19 protein-coding genes are annotated in these 22,772 nt (G+C 35.3%); 14 read left to right on the top strand and 5 right to left on the bottom strand.

Features of this window, described 5'->3' with window-relative positions; translation table 11 throughout:
* Positions 1 to 54 precede the first annotated feature (54 nt).
* The 5 genes from CD003_RS08815 to CD003_RS08795 all read right to left on the bottom strand — a co-directional run bounded on the left by CD003_RS08815 (position 55) and on the right by CD003_RS08795 (position 4,998).
* Positions 55 to 1,218 carry an acyl-CoA dehydrogenase family protein gene (locus CD003_RS08815; RefSeq protein ID WP_096200760.1) on the bottom strand — a complete coding sequence of 388 codons (1,164 nt, stop codon included), beginning with the start codon at positions 1,216 to 1,218 and terminating at the stop codon, positions 55 to 57.
* 28 nt (positions 1,219 to 1,246) lie between these two features.
* Positions 1,247 to 2,536, bottom strand: coding sequence for a TRAP transporter large permease (locus CD003_RS08810; RefSeq protein ID WP_096200759.1), 1,290 nt, complete (start codon positions 2,534 to 2,536; stop codon positions 1,247 to 1,249).
* A complete protein-coding gene (locus CD003_RS08805; protein ID WP_096200758.1) occupies positions 2,536 to 3,027 on the bottom strand; it encodes a TRAP transporter small permease in 492 nt (163 codons plus the stop codon). The genes CD003_RS08810 and CD003_RS08805 overlap by 1 nt, the downstream gene beginning before the upstream one ends.
* Before the next feature lie 29 nt (positions 3,028 to 3,056).
* The gene (locus CD003_RS08800) at positions 3,057 to 4,121 is read right to left on the bottom strand and encodes a TRAP transporter substrate-binding protein (RefSeq protein ID WP_096200757.1); all 1,065 of its coding nucleotides are present in this window, start codon (positions 4,119 to 4,121) and stop codon (positions 3,057 to 3,059) included.
* A gap of 292 nt (positions 4,122 to 4,413) precedes the next feature.
* Positions 4,414 to 4,998 carry a glycerol-3-phosphate acyltransferase gene (locus tag CD003_RS08795; protein ID WP_096200756.1) on the bottom strand — a complete coding sequence of 195 codons (585 nt, stop codon included), beginning with the start codon at positions 4,996 to 4,998 and terminating at the stop codon, positions 4,414 to 4,416.
* Between the two features lie 249 nt (positions 4,999 to 5,247).
* On the opposite strand from CD003_RS08795, the gene CD003_RS08790 reads away from it, so the two are divergent.
* The 14 genes from CD003_RS08790 (at position 5,248) to CD003_RS08725 (ending at position 22,718) form a co-directional block, all read left to right on the top strand.
* Entirely contained in the window at positions 5,248 to 6,270 is a 1,023-nt protein-coding gene (locus CD003_RS08790) for an HIT domain-containing protein (protein ID WP_096202304.1), read from the top strand.
* A 195-nt stretch (positions 6,271 to 6,465) separates the two neighbouring features.
* Entirely contained in the window at positions 6,466 to 7,830 is a 1,365-nt protein-coding gene (locus tag CD003_RS08785) for an FAD-binding oxidoreductase (protein WP_096202303.1), read from the top strand.
* A gap of 658 nt (positions 7,831 to 8,488) precedes the next feature.
* Positions 8,489 to 9,529: a DctP family TRAP transporter solute-binding subunit gene (locus CD003_RS08780; RefSeq protein ID WP_096200755.1), complete on the top strand. Its 1,041-nt coding sequence runs from the start codon at positions 8,489 to 8,491 to the stop codon at positions 9,527 to 9,529.
* A 67-nt stretch (positions 9,530 to 9,596) separates the two neighbouring features.
* Positions 9,597 to 10,085, top strand: coding sequence for a TRAP transporter small permease (locus CD003_RS08775; RefSeq protein WP_096200754.1), 489 nt, complete (start codon positions 9,597 to 9,599; stop codon positions 10,083 to 10,085).
* Between the two features lie 16 nt (positions 10,086 to 10,101).
* Positions 10,102 to 11,373, top strand: coding sequence for a TRAP transporter large permease (locus CD003_RS08770; RefSeq protein ID WP_096200753.1), 1,272 nt, complete (start codon positions 10,102 to 10,104; stop codon positions 11,371 to 11,373).
* Positions 11,374 to 11,743: 370 nt separating this feature from the next.
* Complete coding sequence (locus CD003_RS08765; RefSeq protein ID WP_179295490.1) at positions 11,744 to 12,052, top strand: TIGR04104 family putative zinc finger protein; 309 nt, start codon at positions 11,744 to 11,746, stop codon at positions 12,050 to 12,052.
* 348 nt (positions 12,053 to 12,400) lie between these two features.
* Positions 12,401 to 13,165, top strand: coding sequence for a class II aldolase/adducin family protein (locus CD003_RS08760; protein WP_096200751.1), 765 nt, complete (start codon positions 12,401 to 12,403; stop codon positions 13,163 to 13,165).
* A 33-nt stretch (positions 13,166 to 13,198) separates the two neighbouring features.
* Positions 13,199 to 14,188, top strand: coding sequence for a TauD/TfdA family dioxygenase (locus CD003_RS08755; RefSeq protein ID WP_096200750.1), 990 nt, complete (start codon positions 13,199 to 13,201; stop codon positions 14,186 to 14,188).
* A 174-nt stretch (positions 14,189 to 14,362) separates the two neighbouring features.
* Positions 14,363 to 14,851: a TRAP transporter small permease gene (locus tag CD003_RS08750; protein ID WP_096200749.1), complete on the top strand. Its 489-nt coding sequence runs from the start codon at positions 14,363 to 14,365 to the stop codon at positions 14,849 to 14,851.
* 16 nt (positions 14,852 to 14,867) lie between these two features.
* Positions 14,868 to 16,139, top strand: a complete 1,272-nt coding sequence (locus CD003_RS08745) for a TRAP transporter large permease (protein ID WP_096200748.1) — start codon at positions 14,868 to 14,870, stop codon at positions 16,137 to 16,139.
* Between the two features lie 253 nt (positions 16,140 to 16,392).
* Entirely contained in the window at positions 16,393 to 17,442 is a 1,050-nt protein-coding gene (gene dctP / locus CD003_RS08740; protein WP_373558537.1) for a TRAP transporter substrate-binding protein DctP, read from the top strand.
* Between the two features lie 280 nt (positions 17,443 to 17,722).
* Complete coding sequence (locus CD003_RS08735) at positions 17,723 to 18,979, top strand: ATP-binding protein (protein ID WP_096200746.1); 1,257 nt, start codon at positions 17,723 to 17,725, stop codon at positions 18,977 to 18,979.
* A gap of 195 nt (positions 18,980 to 19,174) precedes the next feature.
* Positions 19,175 to 20,899 carry an ABC transporter ATP-binding protein gene (locus tag CD003_RS08730; protein ID WP_096200745.1) on the top strand — a complete coding sequence of 575 codons (1,725 nt, stop codon included), beginning with the start codon at positions 19,175 to 19,177 and terminating at the stop codon, positions 20,897 to 20,899.
* Positions 20,892 to 22,718 (top strand): ABC transporter ATP-binding protein, encoded by a 1,827-nt coding sequence (locus tag CD003_RS08725; protein ID WP_096200744.1) that lies wholly within the window; start codon positions 20,892 to 20,894, stop codon positions 22,716 to 22,718. Before CD003_RS08730 ends, CD003_RS08725 begins: the two co-directional genes overlap by 8 nt.
* The last annotated feature ends 54 nt before the right edge of the window (positions 22,719 to 22,772 follow it).

Raw genomic sequence — 22,772 nt, 5'->3', positions numbered from 1 at the left:
TTTTACCTTTTGAGACAGCCTCGTAATAGAATAATATTCAAGTTTTTCTAGATTTTAAGAAGTGCTCTCGATTCTTCTAATAGCATCTGTTGCTAAAAGGCCAATAGTCATGTCATCCATTGGTGGATTGTGCAACCCAGCACGAACATCACGATAATAACGTTGTAAAGGATTTTTTTGTGATAGACTTCTAGCTCCAGTAACCCTCATTGCTAAATCAACAATTTCAAGCGCTTGATTTACAACAGTATGCTTAACTGCACCTAATTCAGGTTTCATTAACTGTCGTTCTTCATTATTAAGCGTATCCCATTTGTTAGCTACTGAATATAGGAAATGTTGACTTTGTAAAACACGTAATTCCATTTCACCAATTTTTTGATTCACGTATGGAAGGTCTGCTATAGTACCTTCAATACTGTTTGGAGAATAACTTTTTGCGAATTTGATTGCATATTGTTTGGCAGCTTTTGCGATTCCTAGGTAACAAGCAGGGATATGTAATAACCATCCCGCTGCTGGCTTATTTCCTGGTGTGAGGTATTCGACTAAGTTATCTTTTTCAACCTCAACATCATTTAATACAAGTTCGTGACTGCCTGTGCCTCTCATAGCAATCGAATCCCACGTTTCTTCAATGGTTAATCCTGTGCTTTCTTTCGGGATAAGGAAGTTTCCTACTTGGTCTGTCCCTTTTATAGATGCACTAACTACAAAATAGTCAAGAGCAGGGGAGGTTGTTGTGAAATTCTTTCTCCCTGTTATTATCCATTTTTGGCCCGTGTCTATTGCTTCTGTTTCAGGTTTACCACCTCTTGTTGGGCTACCTGTAGCTGGCTCTGAAGCGGCATTATTTATTAACGCACCTCTATTAATAACGTCCTCGCAAAACGTTTTATATGTCTCTTCATCCCAAGATTGCTGTTCATTAAGATGCTTAACAATTCCCATATGCCACCCTATGGAAAGGGCAGTTGAACCATCATATTTTGCGATTGTCTCTTGCATTTGAACCATTTCAAGGAGAGAGACCTCTAATCCACCATACCTCTTGGGTACTGTTAAAGAAGGATAACCTATCTCTCGTAAATCATTAATATTTTCATGTGGAAACGTACACTCAGTATCATGTTTCCATGCTCTTTCGCTAAAAATTTTTACTTTCTCTTCTAATACTTGCAGTCGTTCTTCGGTACTTGTAAGCAACCTCAAGTCCATTTGTCGTACCCCCTCTAATTCTTTTTATCTATAACATCACATCAGGCATTAATAACTTAGGTAGTAGCAAGAAAATATCTGGCAAAAGAACGCCAACTATGATAATTGCTAATGATATTCCGATTAACGGTAGAATCGCCATAAACGCTCGTGGTGCGCTGATTTCTCCAATTTGAGTAGCGATTAACAAGCAAATACCATAAGGAGGAGTAACCATTCCTAATGATAACGTTAGAATGACAATTACACCTAAATGAACAGGGTCAGCTTGTGCGGCCTGGCCTAGCTCTTGAATAATCGGCATAAAAATAATGATGCTTGTTACTGGGCTTAAGAACATTCCAACAATAAGTAGTATTACCACAATTAGCAAGTATACGGCTAATGGATTTGTTGTAATGCTCATAACAAAACCTGAAATCATTTCTGGTGCACCTAATCTAGCAATTAACCAGCCCATAATCCCTGCACTTGCTACAGCTAACATTGGTAGTGAATAGTTCACAATGGAGTCTGCTAGAATGCCAGGTAATTTTCTAAGATTTAAAGACCTATAAAACATCATCAGAATCAAACCGTAAGCAACTGCGATTCCTGCCGCTTCAGTAGCTGTGAAGATTCCACCAGTAATACCGCCTAAGATAATAAGCGGAAGTAATAAAACGGGAATCGCTTTGATTAACGCCGTTCCTTTTTCACTGACAGTTGTTTTAGGTGAGGATGGAAATCCTTTTTTTATAGCTAGTATGTACGTATAAACCATTTGCATTAGGCCAATGAGAATACCAGGAACAATACCAGCTAAGAAAAGGGCTCCAATTGACACTTGGCCGATAGCTCCATAAATAACCATTAAAATACTAGGAGGGATGATGACCCCTAACGTCGATGATATCGCTGTAATAGCGACAGCATAAGGAGCATCAAACCTTGCACGTTTCATTGCTGGGATCATCATTGCGCCAACACCAGCTGTATCAGCAGCAGCTGAACCAGATAAACCGGCAAACATCATACTTACTAATACATTAATATGTCCTAGGCCACCACGTATGTGACCTACTAAAGAACTTGCTAGGTGGACCAACTTATCCGTAATTCCACCATCATTCATTAATCTTCCTAATAATAGAAACAAAGGAACGGCTAATAGAGGAAAAGAGTTAACACTTGAAAACATCTGATTAATGATTGTAGCCATAGGTAAGCCCAAGTAAAAGATTGTAATCATCGATGATAATCCAAGGGCAAAAGCGATTGGTACTTTAATGACTATCAGAACTAAAAAACTTACCAACAGTAATACTAAAGGGTCCATTATTCAATTTCCCCCTTGTTTAATAGTATTTTTATATCTTCAGCTATTACTTCAATTGCAAAGAATAGCATCGCAACTCCAGCGATAGGTATACTAGCAAACAAGTAAACTTGGGGAATCTCTAATGCAGTAGAGAGCCTTGTTAATCCCATTTTTGCAAAGTCAAATCCACCAACAATTAAAACGTAAATAAATCCAAGAACTAATATATCAGCTACTAGTGATAGAGTTTGATTCGTTTTTTTCATTTTTGCTGGGAACACTTCTACGAGATAATGTTTTCTTTTTCTAAGAGCAATTGATGCACCTAAGAAAATCGTCCATAAAAAACAAAATAGGGCAACTTCTTGAGCCCACAAAACAGGTATGTGCAGATAATTTCTCGCAACTACTTGAAGTAATATTAATACTATGTACGTTATAAACATGAGGACTGATATGGAAATCAGTCCTTTTTCGATAACATTATTAACTTTTCTTAAACCATTCATTTAAACCCTCTCCTCTGAAAGAAGGATAATTATGGATTCATTTGTTGAATAATTTCTAAAACTTCTTCAGCTTTAATATCTTCCGCTAATTCTTGATGAAGAGGTTTTAAAATTTCAATAAACTTCTCTTTATCTACTTCATTCACTTCTACATTTAAGTCCTCTAATTCTGCAAGTACTTCTTCATCATATTCGTTTCCTTTTTCAGTTCCTAAGTAGCCTGCATTAACAGCAGCTTCATTAACTATATCAAGATAGTCTTCAGGTAGTTTATCAATAGTGACTAGACTCATAGAGAAATGAGACACCATAAATTGATGTTCAGTTCTGCTTAAGTAATCGGTAACTTCATATAAGTTACTTCCTTTATAACCACTAAGCGTACTTTCGAAAGTAGAAACTACTCCAGTTTGTAAAGCTGAATAAATTTCATTCCACGGTAAAGATGTTGGTACAGCACCAAGCTCAGACCAAATCTTACTTTCTAACGGTGAACCTGGCAATCTCATTTGAAGTCCTTCTAAATCAGAAGGTGTATTGATTGGTCTAACACTATTAGCAACATTTCTAGTTCCACCGCCAGCAAAGGAAAGTAAGCGGAAATCTAGACCTTTTTCTTCATGTAACTCTTGGTATCTTTGTGTTAATTCACTATCATGAGCAATAGCAGCCTCAAAGTGGTCCATATTTTCGAATAAATAGCTTAAGCTAAATAATTGATACTCTGGTAAGAATGGAGCAGCGTTTTGCACACCACCAATAACAAAGTCAACTGTACCTAATCGCATTTCGTCAATCGCACTTTCATCATTACCTAATGTACCAGTATGATGAATTGTTACTTTCACATCACCATTTGTTTTCTCTGCAACTTCCTCAGCAAAAGATTCCGCCATATCAATCCACGGATGTGGTGGTGATACAACAGTTGCTAATGTTAATTCATATGAAGGTACTGTAACTACTTCTTCGTCAATATCATTACTATTAACTGATGAGCTGTCTTCAGGTGCTGATGTTTCATTACCTCCACATGCTGCTAACATCCCAACAAATAGCAATAAAATAGACAAATAAATGATACGTAATTTCATTTTTCTCCACCTTTCGTAATCCCTACAAAGTGTATAGGAATTATCGTATTTTATAGTTACCTATTATACTGGTTATTTTTTATAGTGCAACCCAAAATATGAAAATTATTGAAATTTAATTTAGTAGTGTTGGAGGGGAATGGTATGTAAAATAATAATTTATATGCTTTAATACAACGAAAAGGTATTAGTTTCCTTGGTGTGTTAGTATGACGACGTTTACATCTATACAAAAACAAGCACGATGAATGTCATCGCGCTTGTTGTACTTAGCTATGAGTTAATTGTAACATTAAGTTGTTTTACTCTTTTCTTCTATTAATTGGTCAACAGTTGCACTTGCAATATTTTCTCTATGCCTTACTAGTAAAAGAAGAATGATTAAGAACGAGGCGACCATCGCTACTTCACCGTGTGTAGAGAATTGGTAAGGAATAAGAATCATAGCACTAATGGTAGTTAATAGAACAGATTTCTTAAAGAAAAGACCAATAAACCAGAGAATAGCTAAAATTAATAAAGCCCATGGTTGTGTTGCCATAAATATGCCAAGGCTTGTTGCAATCCCTTTACCACCAGTGAAGTTTAAGAAGATAGATTTCACATTACCGATTAATAGACAAAGAGCAACGACCATCGTTTGATTATAACTTAACAATTCTAGAGCAACATATAGTGTAAAAAATGCCTTTCCAAGGTCACCTAAAAGAACAACAAAACCTAATTTTTTACCTACACTAAGGTACATATTACTAGCACCAATATTCTTCGTACCTACTGCTTGAATGTCGACACCTTTCATTTTTGCAATTATTTTTCCTGTTGGTATCGAACCTACTATATATGCAAGGATACAGAAACTAAGAAATAAAAGCATCCTTTCACCCCTTTAACTTGTTAAAAATATATGACTAATCTAGCTATCTATTTAATAATATCGAAAAATGGCGAAAAAACCTACTTTTTTCTTCTGGTATTTTTAAAATAAAATAATATTCTTCTAATTCGTTTCTATAAAAACGGTTGTTTTGGATGCTTTTTTGTTTAATACTCTGAATTTACTGACATTTGAGCCCGGAGGTGTTATATTTTAGGAGAACAATTTTTGGGAGGAGAGGGTATAATAATGAAGGTTAATTTACATAAAAAAGAAGAGTGGTTTCATTTTTTTGATGGACAAGGACAAGCAATAGAAAGAAAAACGGAAATTCGTTTTGACCCTTTAACAAAAGAGTCGTCAAGAATCGTTTTTGATCCTGGTATGTCATTTACACCGCCTGATTATACAGAAGTTTCGGAACAAACACGTGGGGATAAATGCCCTTTTTGTGAAGAAAATTTATTAAAAATGACTCCTGTCTTTCCTAACGATATTACAAAAGACGGACGTATTACGAAAGGTGAAGCAACACTATTTCCAAATCTCTTTCCTTACAGTAAGCACAATGGTGTCGTTATTTTTTCTGGTCAACATTATGTTCGGTTAGAAGAATTTACGGAAACAATGATAAAAGATGCACTGATTGCTGCGCAAATGTATATTAAACGTGTGATGGAAAATGATTCTAAGGCAAGGTTTGCATCTATTAATTGGAATTACTTGCCACATTCGGGAGGTAGTATTCTTCATCCGCATATGCATATTATCGTTTCAGAAACTGCTACTACGTATCAAAATCGCACAAATGAACTGTCGACAATTTTCAAAAATGACAATGGTGAAGATTATTTCGAAACGTTATATAAGAGTGAAAAGGAAGTAGGAGAAAGATGGATTGGAGAAAAAGGACATGTTGGCTGGATCCATGCATTTGCTCCGAAAAGTCATAATGATTTCATGGCAGTCCTTCCAAAGGTAACAAGTATTAATGAATGTACTGAAGAAGTTTGGCGTGACTTTGCACTAAGTTTAAAAGGTATTTTTGCTACGTTAAGTGAACAAGGACTAGCTAGTTTTAACATGATGCTGAACTTTACGCGTGATTCTGCGGGACAACCTATACATGCTAGGTTAATTCCGAGGTTAACATTAGGACAAATTGGAACAAGTGATATTAATTTCTTTCAGGCATTACAGCAGGAATCATTATCGTATAAATCCCCCGAAGACATTACAAAAATAGCAAGAAACCAGTTTAACCAACTTTAAAATAGAAAGAAGGACGTCTGACTATTGTAAAATAGGAGGATGTCCTTCTTAATTTGGATAACATACAATAATGCAATTCGGCAAAATTATAAAAATAATGCAAGAAAAATGAAAAAATAGTAAACTAGTATTCGAGTAAGTAATTAATGATATTTTTATCATTTTAATATATCGATAAGGGCGTGAAAATTGATTATGGATTATATTACACAACTAAAGAAAATTATTCCAGAAGAACAAGTGTCAACAAATGAAACTATGTTAGAGCAACATAGTAGGGATGAGGGATATAATCCTACGAGCCTACCTGATGTTGTTGTTTTTGCAAAGACGAAAGAAGATGTTAGTAAAGTCGTTGCTTTTGCAAATGAACATAAAATTCCAGTTGTACCTTTTGGACTTGGTACGAGTTTAGAGGGACATGTAATTCCTTATCATGGAGGAATTTCACTTGATATGTCGCAGATGAATCAAATTCTAGAGGTAATGGATGGGGATTTTCTCGTGAAAATCCAACCAGGAGTAACTAGAGACCAGTTAAATAAAGAGCTAAAAAAATATGGATTATTCTTTTCCGTGGATCCGGGAGCAGATGCCACTTTAGGTGGAATGGCTTCTACGAATGCTAGTGGTACGACTTCTGTAAAATACGGTATTATGAGAGATCAAGTCAGGGATCTTGAAGTAGTTTTAGCTAATGGTGATGTTATTCATACAGGAGGACTAGCAGCTAAATCTTCTTCTGGTTATAGTTTAAATGGTTTAATGGTAGGATCTGAAGGTACACTTGGGGTTATTACAGAGTTAACGTTAAAAGTATATGGAATACCTGAGTGTGTGATGGCAGGAAGAGCTTCTTTTCCATCCGTAGAAGCTGCTGTTGATTCAGTGACAGCAATTCTATCAGCGGGAATTCCTATTGCTCGAATAGAATTAGTGGACGCTCGTTCGATTCGACAAGTTAACGAGTATAGTGAAGTTGATTATGATGAACTGCCTACATTGTTTTTAGAGTTTCATGGAAACGAAGCAGGATTAGCTCAGGATGTTGAATTTACAAAAGAAATTGTTGCTGACTTAGGTTGTGAAGATATTCAATTTGAAACAGATACTAAGGCAAGAAATAAATTATGGGAAGTTCGCCATAACCTAGCCTATGCATTTATTCATGGTTTTCCTGGTAGAAAATTAATGGGGACAGATGTATGTCTTCCTGTTTCGGAGCTTACAGGGGCAATTCTTGATGCAAGAAAAGTCGTAGATGAATCATCTTTAGATGGGGCTATTCAAGGACACGTAGGGGATGGTAATTTCCATGTTCTTTTAATGGTCGATATTACGAATGAAAAAGAACTTGAAGAAGCAAAGGCAATTAATGCTCATATCGTCAACTATGCACTAGAGCGTGGGGGTACATGTACTGGAGAGCACGGAGTTGGAGTCGGGAAAGCGAAATACCAGCGTCAAGAACATGGTCTTGCTTATGACGTGATGAAAACGATTAAGAAATCATTAGACCCAAATGGAATCCTTAATCCAGGTAAGATTTTTATTGATTAATCCTGTGAAGAAAATTAAGGGCCATAATTTTTAATTAGAAAACAATAAACTGCAATGTAAACATCAATCATGATATTTAAAAAGGACCGAACTGTCGTCATGAGGTTTGGTCCTTATTTTTAATATTGTTATTACGACATAGTAAAAAAATGGAGATAATTTTCATTAACATATATAGGAGGAAACCGTAGTACATAAGATTAAGAGAGTAATACTATTTTAAAAAATGAAAATATTTATTTTTATATATAAAAAACTCTTGCTATCTTGTATATCCCACTGATATAATTACGTTATTAAAACGTTATGAATTTGCACTACGACTAAGTTACTAACCTTGTTCTAAACGCTTCATTATTTTTTTCGTGTTGTCTGTAAGCGTTTGCATTGGTTTTCAAATAAGTCGAACTTGCAGAACAATTTCATAACAAATAGCTAACTCTTATACAGAGGTATTTGATAATAATAGTTATGAAAGGTAGTAAACTATTTAAAAAGTACTCTAGTAATGTTAGTGGATATATTTTTATTATTTTGATATTTTAGTGTAGACAAGCGGTAAACCATATTCTTATATCGTATTGTCTGTCACTTAAATATAAAGCGTTAAATTTTTAACGCGAATATTCAAAAAAAACAGATAAAGAAAGCGGAGGTCATGAAATTGAACAAACATTTTATTAAAGTAATAGGTACTGCTGTAATTGGTGCTATGGCATTGACTGCATGTGGTGGTGGAAGTGATACATCAACTTCTTCTGAGCCAACTGAAGTAGAAAACAATGGTGAAGTAATTACTATAAAGGTAGGACATATTGCACCCCCTACACATTCATTCACGTTAGGGATGGAAGCATTAACAGAAGCAATTACTGAAGAAACTGATGGACAAGTTCAATTTGAAATCTTCGGTGGTGGACAATTAGGTGGAGAAAGAGACATGGTTGAGCAAGTACAGTTAGGCTCATTAGATATGGGGGTATTTACAACTGCTCCTGCTTCTAACTTTGTTAATGATTTAGCAGTATTAGACATGCCAATGCTATTTAGAGATAGAGACCATATCTACAATACGCTTGACGGAGAAGTTGGACAAGATATTTTGGCTTCAGTTAATAGCCAAGGATTCAAAGCGTTTAGCTTCTGGGAAAATGGTATGAGACATCTTTCAAATAATAAGCAAGAAATTCGTTCTGTTGAAGATATGAAAGGCTTAAAAATGCGTTCTTTAGAAAATGACATGATTCTTGAAACATATCGTACATTAGGCGCTGACCCAACACCAATTGCTTGGCCAGAGGTTTATACTTCATTCCAACAAGGTGTTGTAGATGGACATGATAATGCAATTGGAGTAATCGAATCAACAAACATGTATGAAGTACAAGATCACTTAAGCTTAGTAGGACTTCAATATGCAGCAGCTATTCTAATGATGAACGAAGATAAGTTCAATTCTTTACCATCTGATGTACAAGAAGTATTCGTTCGTTTAGGTGCTGAGTTTGCTGATGTTCAACGTTCAATGACAGCTGACTTAGAAGCAGAGCAATTAGAACTTTTAGCTGGACATGGCATGCAAATTATTGAAACTGGCGATATTGACTTAGATAGCTTCCGTACAGCTGTTGAACCAGTATACGAGAAATTCTCAGGACAATTCGGTGATTTAGTTGAAAGAATTAATGCAGTAGAATAACTTTAACGGGGTAAAGTGAGAAACTAGTTTTCTCACTTTACTTTCACTATCTACCAGGAGGAAGAAAATGTGGACTAAAGGATTACGTGTTTTGAATCGCAGTATTGAAAATCTAACTGCAGTTATGTTAGCTACTATGGTTATCCTCATTTTTCTTCAAATCGTTTCTCGAGAGCTTTTGGGAAGTTCTTATGCTTGGACAGAGGAAGTTTCTCGTTATTTAATGATTTGGGTTACTTTTTTAGGAGCATCTTTTGCTTTTCAGCATGGTGCACATATCGGCATTGAGTATTTTAAATCAAAGCTACCATTACTGTTGCAAAAAATCTTTACAATATTAGCTTTTATAAGCGGATCTACATTTTTCTATTTTATGCTCGTGCATGGAATGGCAATTGTTGAGAGACAAATGGGACAAACGTCGGCGGCATTAAACCTTCCTATGGGTTACGCTTATCTTGTTATTCCGATTAGTGGAGTATTAATGTTTATTAATCTATTAGATGTAACGATGAAGTCTCTTAAAGGCAACGAACTTAGCAGTGAAGATGCGTAAGAAAGGACAATAACGTATGGGCTCTTTATTATTATTTGTAATTTTACTAGTGTTATTTGTAATTAGTGTACCGATTGCCATTGCTCTCGGTTTAGCATCTGTACTATTTTTACTTATTATGACGGATATGCCTTTAATCACATTACCTCAACGCTTATTTGCGTCATTGGATTCGTTTCCTCTAATGGCAGCACCATTCTTTATTTTAGCAGGTAAATTAATGGAGCATGGTGGAATTTCAGAAAGGTTAGTAGACTTTGCGAAAAGTATCGTAGGTCAAGTCAAAGGTGGTTTGGCACACGTTGCAATCATTGCATGTATGTTCTTTGCGGCGTTATCTGGTTCTGCGGCAGCAACAACAGCAGCAATCGGAAGTCTATTAATCCCAGCTATGGTGAAAGCAGGCTATGATCGAAACTTTGCGACTGCGATTCATTCAGCAGCTGGTACAACTGGAATTATCATCCCTCCGAGTGTTCCATTAGTTTTATATGGAGTATCTGCAGGTGTATCGGTTAGTGGATTATTTATTGCTGGTATCTTACCAGGTATTATGATTGGTGTATCGCTTATGCTATTAGCATTTGTGATTACTACGATTAAAGGGTATGGTAGTGACCTTGAGAAAACAAATCTAAAGAAGGTTTGGGTTTCTTTCAAGAGAGCATTTTTGGCACTCATAATGCCTGTTATTATTTTAGGTGGTATTTACGGAGGAATCTTTACTCCTACAGAAGCATCTGTAGTAGCAGTAGTTTATGGTTTTATTGTAGGGGCATTTGTTTATAAGCAAATTAAATGGGCACAAATGAGGGAAATCTTAGTTTCCTCAGTTGTCACTACGTCTGTAATCTTATTTATTATTTCAACAGCAGGATTATTTGGAATGGTCTTAACGCGAGAGCAAGTACCACAATCAGTTGCGAACTTTATCTCTGCAATGGATACGTCACCAGTTATTATCCTATTAATTATCAACTTAGTATTACTAGCCGTTGGTACATTTATGGAAACGATTGCGTCGATTATCATATTAACACCAATCCTACTTCCTGTAGCAACAGCAATTGGATTAGACCCAATTCACTTCGGTATTATTATGATTGTTAACTTATCGATTGGATTAATTACTCCACCAGTGGGGGTATCATTGTTCATTGGTGCTAGGGTAGGTAACACTACCTACGAAGCTCTAGTAAAGGCGATTATTCCATTCTTATTAATTCTGATAGTGAATGTATTAATTATTTCATTCGTACCGGCTATTAGTTTAGGATTGTTAAAATAGTTATTACTACAAAGCTACCTATCACTTTAATGTGAGAAGGTAGCTTTGTTTTTAGAGAAATACTCTGAATTTGGAGGCCGCTGAAAAAGTGTGATTTTCACTTTTTCAGCGGCCTCTAAGTAATGTACGAAGCCGTTGCCTCTTCAAAAAAAAGCGCGCTATGAGTGGTTTTCTCATAGCAAGCGCGCAACGTGCGGACCATTACCACTTCTCGAATCGTCTAGATTGGACTTTTTCAATTCCCTCGAAATTTGGTGTATTGTCACTTATTATCCGCTTATTATGTAGTACAATAATGGAAGTATGAATTGAAGTACATTATAATAAAATGGTAGACAAGTACGTTATGTCTGTTAGGAGGCTTATATATATGTCGAAACAAAAATGTACAAAATGTGAACATGATTTATCTTGGAAGGCAATACAAGGTTCATTTTTAAGAGGATATCGTCCTATCTCTTGTCCAGAGTGCGGTACAGAGCATAAAGTTAAGGAACATTCAAAGCTAATTGTTGCGGTACTTGTAGCCTTTCCTCCTGTGTTCTTTATCTTAGTTCTTGCTTCAGCATTTGGCTTAACAGCCTATCAATCATTACTTGGCGTGTTTGTGTATCTAATGCTTATTGTTGCACTTATTCCAATGATCGTAAGGTATGAATTAGCAGAAAATCCTAGATGATTTATTATAAAGCTACTGAAAAGTTATACAAACTTAATCAGTAGCTTTTTTGGAATTTAGACTAGTAACAATATTAAAAAATCGACTGTAGTAATCAATTCATTTTTGAAAAGCATTTTTTCTCAACAAAGCGGAGGAAGCAATCATAAGATTTTTAAGTTTTAATTGTTGACTGTTAACAGTTGACAAGTAAACTAAATCTATGTTAAATTCTGAATATACAAAATATTTGTTTTGTTTGGAAGTTTTAGTGAAGAGAGCAAAGAGAGGTTACACATCTTTGCTTGGCAGGTTCTAGATGTAATCATATAATTTAGAAGAATTTTACGTGGAGGTGCATTTAAACAAATGAAAGCTGAATTGGTATTACCTAAACCACCAATATTTGATACTGTTGCTAAAGAACGACAACACCGAAAAGAACGGTTAGCCGCGTCCTTTCGATTATTTTCTAGATTTGGCTTCGATAATGGTTTAGCAGGCCATATTACAGTACGCGATCCTGAATTTACAGATTGCTTTTGGGTAAATAAATTTGGAATGCATTTTAGCCAAATCAAAGCATCCGATTTATTATTAGTCAATCATAAGGGAGAAATTCTAGAAGGTAACGGCGTTGTTAACGGAGCTGCACTTGCGATTCATACTGAAGTCCATCTTGCTCGCCCTGATGTAGATGCTGTAGCTCATACGCATTCAACTTATGGAATGGCATGGTCATCGTTTGGCCGTTTACTCGATCCGATTTCTCAAGATGCTTGTGCTTTCTATGATGATCATGGCTTGTTAGATGTATACAACGGAGTCGTCTTGGATTACAGTGAAGGCGAACAACTAGCTTCTACTTTAGGAGAGAAGAAAGCGATTATCTTACAGAGTCACGGATTACTTACAGTTGGAAAGACAGTGGATGAAGCTGCATGGTGGTTTATAACCATGGAAAAATGTTGCCAAGTTCAATTAATGGTCGAGGCAGCAGGTCAACCGAAACTTATTGACCCAGAAATAGCTCGAATGACTCGAGGCCAAATTGGAACAAGTCACGTTGGGTGGTATAGTTTCCAACCATTATGGGATCGTATTACAAAAGAACAACCAGATTTAGTAGAATAATAAATTTCTATTTTTATTAAAGGAGGAAGAATTATGGGAGTTATGTTAAATGGGAAAGTACAAGGAACGTCAGCATGGAAAGGGAAAGAACTATTAAAAGACGAATCATGGATATATTTTTGGTCAGAAGAAGCGATTGCTTCTCTTGAAAGCGCTTTAAAAAATGTCGAGCAAAAGGGACTCCAAGCACCAGACTTTACTAAGGAGGACTTCCCGATTCCTGACCTTGTTGATGAAATCGCTTACTTTGTTGAAGAATTAGAAAATGGAAGAGGATTTCTATTACTTCGCGGATTGCCAGTAGAAAAATATACGGAAGAACAAGCGAGCATCATTTATTATGGTATTGGGTTACATATGGGTATTCCAGTTTCACAAAACATTAAAGGTGACCTATTAGGTCATGTAAGGAATATTGGAGCAGTAGATACATCAAATGTTCGTGTGTACGAAACGAATGAACGTCTACCATATCATGCCGATTTATCTGATGTAGTCGGATTACTTTCTCTTCGTAAAGCGAAATCAGGTGGTTTAAGCAGCCTTGCAAGTGCCATGACTCTTTATAATGAAATTCAAGAAAAATATCCAGAGTACTTAGCGATTCTTTACCGTTATTTCCTAATGGAACATCTTGGTGACGGAGAGCCAGCGTTTACTCCGATCTTTAGCTACCACGATAGTAAACTAAGCGCACGTTACCTACGTAAATATATTGAGATTGCACAAGACAATGCAGGTCACCCATTATCGAAAGTGGAAGTGGAAGCTCTTGATATTATAGATTCGATTCTTCATGATGAGGATATTCGAGTAGATATGATGCTTGAACCAGGTGATATACAATTTGCGAATAACTATACAGTTTTCCATTCTCGTACTCAGTTCGAAGATCACGAAGATTTAGACCTCAGACGTCACTTATTAAGATTATGGCTGAAAATGCCTAATGCTAGAGAACTCGCTCCTGACTTCCCAGGTCGAAATGGAATTGCGAAACGTGAAGAAGCAGCTGGAGTGTAATAGCTGAACGATTTGAAATGGACATAGAATGCAAATACAATACATTATCACCTTGAAGTAAACACAGGACACTTCAAAGATTTAGTTGAAAGAATGATAACTGTAGAAAAAGTTTAATCAAGTAAAGTGGGAAACTATTCCCGCTTTACTTCACTATCTGTCAGGAGGAAGAAAATGTGGTCTAAAGGATTACGAGTCTTAAATCGCAGTATTGAAAATCTAACTGCAGTTATGTTAGCTACTATGGTTATCCTCATTTTTCTTCAAATTGTTTCGCGAGAGCTTTTAGGAAGTTCCTATGCTTGGACAGAGGAAGTTTCTCGTTATTTAATGATTTGGGTTACTTTTTTAGGAGCATCTTTTGCTTTCCAGCATGGTGCACATATTGGAATTGAGTATTTTAAATCAAAGCTACCATTACTGTTGCAAAAAATCTTTACAATTTTAGCTTTTATAAGCGGTTCTACATTTTTTTATTTTATGCTCGTGCATGGAGTAGCAATTGTTGAACGACAAATGGGGCAAACATCTGCGGCATTAAACCTCCCAATGGGGTATGCATATCTAGTTATTCCAATTAGTGGAGTATTAATGTTCATTAATCTATTAGATGTAACGTTGAAGTCTCTTAAAGGCAACGAACTTATCAATGAAGATACGTAAGAAAGGACTATAACGTATGGGCTCTTTATTATTATTTGTGATTTTACTAGTGTTATTTATAATAAGTGTACCAATTGCCATTGCTCTCGGTTTAGCATCTGTATTATACCTAATTATTATGACCGATATGCCTTTAATCTCACTACCTCAACGCTTATTTGCGTCATTAGATTCATTTCCTCTAATGGCAGCACCGTTTTTTATTTTAGCAGGTAAATTAATGGAGCATGGTGGAATTTCAGAAAGGTTAGTAGACTTTGCGAAAAGTATCGTAGGTCAAGTCAAAGGTGGTTTGGCACACGTTGCAATCATTGCATGTATGTTCTTTGCGGCGTTATCTGGTTCTGCGGCAGCAACAACAGCAGCAATCGGAAGTCTATTAATCCCAGCTATGGTGAAAGCAGGCTATGATCGAAACTTTGCGACTGCGATTCATTCAGCAGCTGGTACAACTGGAATTATCATCCCTCCGAGTGTTCCATTAGTTTTATATGGAGTATCTGCTGGAGTTTCAGTTAGTGGATTATTTATCGCAGGTATTTTACCAGGTATTATGATCGGTGTATCTCTTATGCTTTTAGCATTTGTGATTACTACGATTAAAGGATATGGTAGCGACCTTGAGAAAACAAATTTAAAGAAAGTATGGGTTTCTTTCAAGAGAGCAGTTCTAGCATTAATTATGCCTATTATTATATTAGGTGGTATTTACGGAGGAATCTTTACTCCTACAGAAGCGTCAGTAGTTGCAGTCGTGTATGGTTTTGTTGTAGGAGCATTTGTTTATAAGCAAATTAAATGGGCACAAATGAGAGAAATCTTAGTTTCATCGGTTGTGACAACCTCTGTTATCTTATTTATTATTGCAACAGCTGGATTATTTGGAATGGTATTAACGCGAGAGCAAGTACCACAATCAGTTGCGAATTTTATCTCTGCAATGGATACGTCACCAGTTATTATCCTATTAATAATTAACTTAGTATTACTAGCCGTTGGTACATTTATGGAAACGATTGCGTCGATTATCATATTAACACCAATTCTACTTCCTGTAGCATCAGCGATTGGATTAGATCCAATTCACTTCGGTATTATTATGATTGTGAACTTATCCATTGGGTTAATTACTCCTCCTGTTGGAGTGTCGCTATTCATAGGGGCGAGGGTAGGGAACACCTCCTATGAAGCTCTCGTGCGAGCGATTATCCCATTTTTGTTAATTCTAATTGTAAACGTACTTATTATTTCATTCGTACCAGCTATTAGCTTAGGTTTGTTGAAATAATGGTTAACAAAATTAACGTCAAAATTGCATTCATAGGACGAGAGGAATAAAGTTAACTCTAAGTTATTATATCAGTATAATAAACATCTGTATTAGAAATCTTGGAACTGTAAATTATTTTTCTTTATTTAGAAATTCTACAGTTGACCAAATCTGAATATTATGATAATTTTTAATTTATAGTACAAACAAAGTTTTTATTTTTGTTAGTATTGTAAAAAAATATAAAATAGTCAAAAGGGGGATTATGAAAGTGAAGAGACATTTAATTAAAGTTTTAGGAACGGCAGTAATCGGTATGATGGCGTTAACTGGTTGTGGTGGGAGTGATGATGCATCAACTGCTCCGGCGGGTGAAGGGCAAGACCCAGTAGAAAATACAGGAGAAGAATTTGTGATTAAAATAGGTCATATTGGACCGCCGACACATTCATATACTCTTGGAATTGAAGCGCTTGCTGAGGCGATTGAAGAAGAGACGAATGGTCAGGTCAAATTTGAAATTTATCCTGGTGGACAACTTGGTGGAGAAAGAGACATGGTTGAGCAGGTTCAATTAGGTTCATTAGATATGGGAGTATACACGTCTGCACCTGCATCTAACTTTGTTAAGGAATTAGCAGTACTTGACCTTCCAATGATATTTAGAAATCATCAACATGCTTATGATACTCTTGATGGGGAAGTTGGACAGGAATTATTAGGTCTTATTGATAATGCAGGCTTTAAAGGGTTAGCATTCTGGGAAAATGGAATGAGACACGTTATAACAAATGGAGTACAGGTTCGTAGTGCTGAGGATATAAAAGGTATGAAAATGAGAGCAATTGAAAATGACCTTGTGTTAGAAACTTATCGTGCACTAGGTTCAGACCCTACACCTATCGCTTGGCCTGAAGTACATACTTCACTTCAGCAAGGTGTTGTAGATGGACTTGACAATGCTTACGGTGTTATCCATTCAACTGGAATCTATGAAGTACAAGAGTATCTAAGTGAAGTAGGACTTTACTATGCTGCAGCTGTACTAATAATGAACGAAGATAAGTTTAATTCACTTCCTGCTGATATCCAAGAAGTGTTTGTACGCTTAGGTCAAGAATACGCACATGTTCAACGTAAAATGACAACAGACGATGAAGAAAAACAAAAAGCAGAACTAGTCGTATTAGAAGATGGTCTTGAAATTCTTGAATTTGATGAAGTTGATGTAGAAAGCTTTAGAGAGGCTGTTCAACCAGTATATGATAAGTTTGGAAGCCAATTTGGAGATTTAGTAGAAAGAATTCAAGCTGTAGAATAATAAATTAATAGACCGATTGAACCGATGATATATGCGGTTCGATCGGTTTTTTATTATAACGAAGGGATTACTTTTCAATCTTTTATAAAATTTCACATACCATATTTTTATATAGTAAAAAAATATTAAAATCTAGCAAGAGGTATTTTTTGATATTTCTGAATAACATTCTTCTATTTAAACAATTTCTAGGTTATTATAGATATAAAGATTGTCTTTTAAAAATAAGAATAGAATCGTTGAATCTTTAGGTTAAGAGAATTGATAGGAGTTCACAACAATGCATAATTACATAGAACCATTATTACTAAACATGCTTTTTTTAGTGGTATTCCTATTGTTTGTTCCACACATTGTAGATACAAACTTTAAACATACTTCGGAAAATAAGAAAAACATAATTAAATTATTTTCGTCAGCATTTGCTGTTATAAGTTGTATATCATTCCCTTTTTATGTGAACGACGAGATTATAATGGATTTGCGTTGGATACCTATCATTATTAGTGGACTTTACATTGGGAGAAAAGCAAGTGTTATTTTAGTCGGTGTAGCTCTCACATATCGCTTGTTAACAAGTGGTGCTGATATAGGGTTTTACAATGCAACTCTAGTTGCATTTATAATACTAGTTGCTATAATTTTTTCATATGGATTCTTTAATAAGGCTACAAAGAAAGGTAGATTCCTTATTGGGATTGGCTTGTCTTTGTTTATCGCATTAATTCTATTGGTAGTTCTTGTATATATAGCGATAGAATTTATTAGTCCGTACTTTTTGTTGTCCTACACATTAATTTTTTTAATAAGTACAATTTGTATTATCTATTTTTTAGAGCTTATGAGAGAAACAGTTTATTTCAATAAACGAATTATTAGAGCAGAAAAATTCGAAGTAGTAAGTCAACTAGCATCAAGCATTTCACATGAAGTACGTAATCCACTAACAGTAGTGAAAGGCTTTTTGCAAATGTTAAATAATAATGAATTACCCGAAAACAAAAAGAAAATGTATATCGAATTGTCTCTCCAAGAAATTGAGAGAGCCAATGATATAATAGGAAATTATTTAAGTTTTTCAAAGCCTACACCTGAGGAAAATGTTATTTTAGATATTAAACGTGAATTAGTTCATTCAATAGATTTAATAACACCGCTTCTTAATATGAATAGTGTTACGATTGAAACCGATATTCAACCTTTTTATATTAAAGGAGACCCGAAAACATTTCAGCAGTGCTTGTTAAATATTACGAAAAACTGCATTGAGGCAATGCCAGATGGAGGAACACTCTCAATAAGGACAGAAGAGGTATTTGATAAAGTAATGATTGAGATTGCAGATACTGGGATTGGAATGACAAGTGTACAACTTGCCAGACTTGGCGAACCTTATTATACAACTAAGGGTCGAGAAGGTACTGGTCTTGGAATGATGGCAGCGATCCAAATTATTGAAATTATGAGTGGTAAGTTTGAAGTAGCGAGTAAGTTACATGAAGGAACTCAAATAAGAATGTTTTTTCAGAAGATATAGTTAGATGAGTACCCCTAATTTGTAATATGACTTAGGGGTACTTTTTGTTGATATTTAATAAGGTACCCTAAGTAAAAAATTAAGGTAGAATTCGAGTAACTTGTTCATACATACGCTAGTATTAGAAGGGAAGGGATATGAAACGAATTAGATGAATAATGTTAAATAGATGTTCTGAATTTGGAGGAGGTTTTCATGTCAACAGTCTTTACATACATTAAACCTTATCGTTTTTTTATAATAGTAGCACTTTTCTTGCTTTTTATTGAATTAATAGTAGAACTTATTCAGCCATTGTTTATGGCTAAAATAATAAATGATGGAATTATGCAAGAGGATCTTTCGGTTGTGCTTTATTGGGGTGGTATTATGGTTGGAATGTCCTTTTTTGCATTTATTGCAGGGATTATCAACTCATTTTTCGCTGCACATGTAAGTCAAAATTATGGTTACGACATTAGAAAACATTTATATGAAAAAGTTCAAGCATTTTCATTTGCCCAGTTAAATCGATTTTCTACGTCATCGTTAATTACTAGAATGACGAATGATATTACTCAAATACAAACGATGATATTTATGAGTTTACGGATTATGTTAAGAGCTCCTTTAATTGTTCTTGGTGGAACGATTATGGCATTTCTAGTAAATCCTCAAATTGCTATGATGATAATTATTGCTGTACCAATACTTTTGTTATTCCTTATATGGGTGTTAAAAAAAGGAAGAACGCTCTTTGCTCTTGTGCAAATCAAGCTTGATGGCGTTAATAAGGTCATGAGAGAAAATTTGACAGGGATAAGAATCATTAAAGCATTATTAAGAAGACAGTATGAAGAAGGTCGCTTTAAGGATGTGAATGATGAATTAAGGGGTAAGACTGTATCAGCTTTACGTCTAATGGAAATTACAATGCCTCTTCTTCTCCTAATCATGAATCTTAGTATTTTGGGGGTATTATGGTTTGGTAGTATTGGAGTGGCAAATGGTAACGCGAATGTTGGTGAAGTGGTAGCTGTTGTCAATTATGCGACAAGAATCACTGCAGCTTTTTCAATATTTTCAATGATTATAATGATGTTTTCTCGTGGAAAGGCATCTGCTTCGCGGGTATCAGAAGTATTAGATACTAAGATTGAAAAAGCTTCATCTACAGAAGCTTCAGCTTCGATAATGGAAGGGGAAATAGAATTTAATAATGTATCTTTTAATTACCCTGAAATGCAAGAACCTGTCTTAAAAAATATTTCATTCCTAGCTGAGCCAGGAAAAACTGTAGCAATACTTGGTGCAACAGGTTCAGGAAAGTCTTCATTGTTTCAGTTGATTCCACAATTATATGATATTACGAATGGAAAAATCTTAATTGATGGGACAGATATACAAAATATAGCCGTAGAGCATTTACGAAAACAAATTGGATATGTTCCACAAGATGTTTTATTATTTACTGGCACAGTTAAAGAAAATATTCTATGGGGTAAAGAAGACGCATCAATGGAAGAGGTTATTGATGCTGCGAAAATGGCAAAAATTCATGATGCTATCATGAGAATGCCAAACGACTATGAAACAGTCGTTGGACAAAAAGGCGTTAATTTATCAGGTGGACAAAAGCAACGAATTTCAATTGCAAGAGCATTAATAAGGCAACCGAGAATCCTTTTACTAGATGATAGTACAAGTGCATTAGATTTGAAGACGGAAGCCAGTTTGCTAGATAATTTAAAAAGGTACACGTGTACGACTATGATTATCACACAAAAAATAAGTACGGCTATGGTAGCTGACAAAGTGTTGCTACTAGAGGATGGAAATCTCATTGCTCAAGGAAATCACCAACAGTTGCTATTATCTAATTCACTTTACCAGGATATTTATAAATCTCAGTTCGGAGAGGAGCATGCCCATCATGTTTAAGCAAATGGCAAAGCCTTTCCAACATAAAAAAGTACCGTTAGACAATAGTATCAAGGGAAAGAACAAACAAAAAGTGAAAGACTGGCGGGGAACAGTTAAAAGGTTGTGGGGTTACCTTGCTGAAAATAGAAATAAACTGTTTCTAATTCTTTTTATGGTCTTCATTAGCTCGTTCCTTGCATTACTTGGTCCATTTCTAGTTGGAATGACAATTGATGAATATATTGTAACAAATGAGAACAGCGATATTATCAAACTGTTACTTGCATTAGGTATCATCTATGTTTTTCTTTCACTCACTAAATGGCTACAAAGCTATTGGATGGTGAGAGTTGCACAAAATACAGTTCATTTGTTAAGAACACAGTTATTTAGCAAGTTGCATAAACTTCCAATTTCATTTTTTGATCAGCGTCAACAAGGTGAATTGATGAGTCGGGTCACGAATGACATTGAAAATGTAAGCTCTACATTAAATAGTTCAGTTATTCAAGTGTTTACTAGTATTATTACTTTAGTGGGTATCGTAATTGTCATGCTTTGGTTAAGCCCATTACTAACTCTTATAACGATGGCAATTATTCCACTTATGTTTTTGGGTATGAAATGGATAACAAAGCGTACGGGAAAATTATTTAAGGAACAGCAAAAAAATCTTGGAGAGTTAAATGGATTTATTGAAGAAACAATTTCTGGACAACGAATTATAAAAACCTTTTCGAAAGAGAAGATGGTACTATCAGATTTTTTAGTTAAAAATGAAAGGTTAAAAGAGTCTGGTTTCTGGTCTCAAACGTATTCAGGATTTATACCAAAACTAATGAATATACTAAATAACTTAAGCTTTGCCTTTATTGCGGGTGTAGGAGGCGTTTTAGCGATTCAAGGCATTGTTTCAATTGGCGTCATGGTTATCTTTGCTGAATATGCAAGACAGTTTACTCGCCCACTTAATGATTTAGCAAATCAATTTAATACGATTTTATCAGCAATTGCTGGGGCAGAAAGAGTGTTTGAAGTAATTGATGAGGAAAATGAAGAAACTGATACGGATGAATTGATAGATGTTAGAGAGATTATTGGAGAAGTGGAATTCCAACATGTAGGTTTTTCCTATGATAAACAAATTGACACGATTAAAGATGTTAGTTTCTTCGCTTCACCAGGAGAAACAATTGCATTAGTAGGTCCTACTGGAGCGGGGAAAACGAGTATGATTAACCTTCTTTCACGTTTTTATGACTCTGACGAAGGTAAGATTCTCATAGACGGCACAGATATTACATCGATTAAACGGGAAAGTCTTCGTAGCCATATAGGATTTGTACTACAAGACTCATTTCTTTTTGAAGGGACAATACGAGAAAATATTCGTTATGGCAAATTAGAAGCAAGTGATAAAGAAGTAGAAGACGCAGCTCAACTCGCCAATGCCCATTCTTTTATTATGAAATTACCAAACCAATACGATACGGTACTTCATCAAGACGGTGGTGGAATTAGTCAAGGACAAAAGCAACTTTTATCGATTGCTAGAGCACTTATTGCTAATCCATCTATCTTAATATTAGATGAAGCGACAAGTACGATCGATACAGTAACTGAAGTGAAAATTCAGCAAGCATTGAAGCAATTATTAAAAGGAAGAACGAGTTTCGTAATTGCACACCGTCTAAATACGATTCAACAAGCAGAGCAAATCCTTGTGTTAGAAAATGGTGTAATAATTGAAAGAGGCAACCATGAAACATTACTCCAAAAGAAAGGCTTTTATTATGACCTTCATCATAGTCAATTTATGAAGGAAATTAGTTCTTAATTTTATATTGTGACAAGTGAACGATTCTCGAGAAATTCGAGGATCTTTTTTTTG

The organism is Bacillus sp. FJAT-45350 (assembly GCF_002335805.1).
In the GTDB taxonomy this organism is placed as follows: Bacteria; Bacillota; Bacilli; order Bacillales; family NISU01; genus FJAT-45350.
The sequence above is the reverse complement of the archived record's forward strand: the minus strand, read 5'-3'. Positions and strand labels throughout refer to the sequence as shown.

Excerpts from the sequence above, each read along its gene's own strand:
- CD003_RS08815 (WP_096200760.1), bottom strand. The coding sequence starts at position 1,218 with ATGGACTTGAGGTTGCTTACAAGTACCGAAGAACGACTGCAAGTATTA.
- CD003_RS08810 (WP_096200759.1), bottom strand. The coding sequence starts at position 2,536 with ATGGACCCTTTAGTATTACTGTTGGTAAGTTTTTTAGTTCTGATAGTC.
- CD003_RS08805 (WP_096200758.1), bottom strand. The coding sequence starts at position 3,027 with ATGAATGGTTTAAGAAAAGTTAATAATGTTATCGAAAAAGGACTGATT.
- CD003_RS08800 (WP_096200757.1), bottom strand. The coding sequence starts at position 4,121 with ATGAAATTACGTATCATTTATTTGTCTATTTTATTGCTATTTGTTGGG.
- CD003_RS08795 (WP_096200756.1), bottom strand. The coding sequence starts at position 4,998 with ATGCTTTTATTTCTTAGTTTCTGTATCCTTGCATATATAGTAGGTTCG.
- CD003_RS08790 (WP_096202304.1), top strand. The coding sequence starts at position 5,248 with ATGAAGGTTAATTTACATAAAAAAGAAGAGTGGTTTCATTTTTTTGAT.
- CD003_RS08785 (WP_096202303.1), top strand. The coding sequence starts at position 6,466 with ATGGATTATATTACACAACTAAAGAAAATTATTCCAGAAGAACAAGTG.
- CD003_RS08780 (WP_096200755.1), top strand. The coding sequence starts at position 8,489 with ATGAAATTGAACAAACATTTTATTAAAGTAATAGGTACTGCTGTAATT.
- CD003_RS08775 (WP_096200754.1), top strand. The coding sequence starts at position 9,597 with ATGTGGACTAAAGGATTACGTGTTTTGAATCGCAGTATTGAAAATCTA.
- CD003_RS08770 (WP_096200753.1), top strand. The coding sequence starts at position 10,102 with ATGGGCTCTTTATTATTATTTGTAATTTTACTAGTGTTATTTGTAATT.
- CD003_RS08765 (WP_179295490.1), top strand. The coding sequence starts at position 11,744 with ATGTCGAAACAAAAATGTACAAAATGTGAACATGATTTATCTTGGAAG.
- CD003_RS08760 (WP_096200751.1), top strand. The coding sequence starts at position 12,401 with ATGAAAGCTGAATTGGTATTACCTAAACCACCAATATTTGATACTGTT.
- CD003_RS08755 (WP_096200750.1), top strand. The coding sequence starts at position 13,199 with ATGGGAGTTATGTTAAATGGGAAAGTACAAGGAACGTCAGCATGGAAA.
- CD003_RS08750 (WP_096200749.1), top strand. The coding sequence starts at position 14,363 with ATGTGGTCTAAAGGATTACGAGTCTTAAATCGCAGTATTGAAAATCTA.
- CD003_RS08745 (WP_096200748.1), top strand. The coding sequence starts at position 14,868 with ATGGGCTCTTTATTATTATTTGTGATTTTACTAGTGTTATTTATAATA.
- CD003_RS08735 (WP_096200746.1), top strand. The coding sequence starts at position 17,723 with ATGCATAATTACATAGAACCATTATTACTAAACATGCTTTTTTTAGTG.
- CD003_RS08730 (WP_096200745.1), top strand. The coding sequence starts at position 19,175 with ATGTCAACAGTCTTTACATACATTAAACCTTATCGTTTTTTTATAATA.
- CD003_RS08725 (WP_096200744.1), top strand. The coding sequence starts at position 20,892 with ATGTTTAAGCAAATGGCAAAGCCTTTCCAACATAAAAAAGTACCGTTA.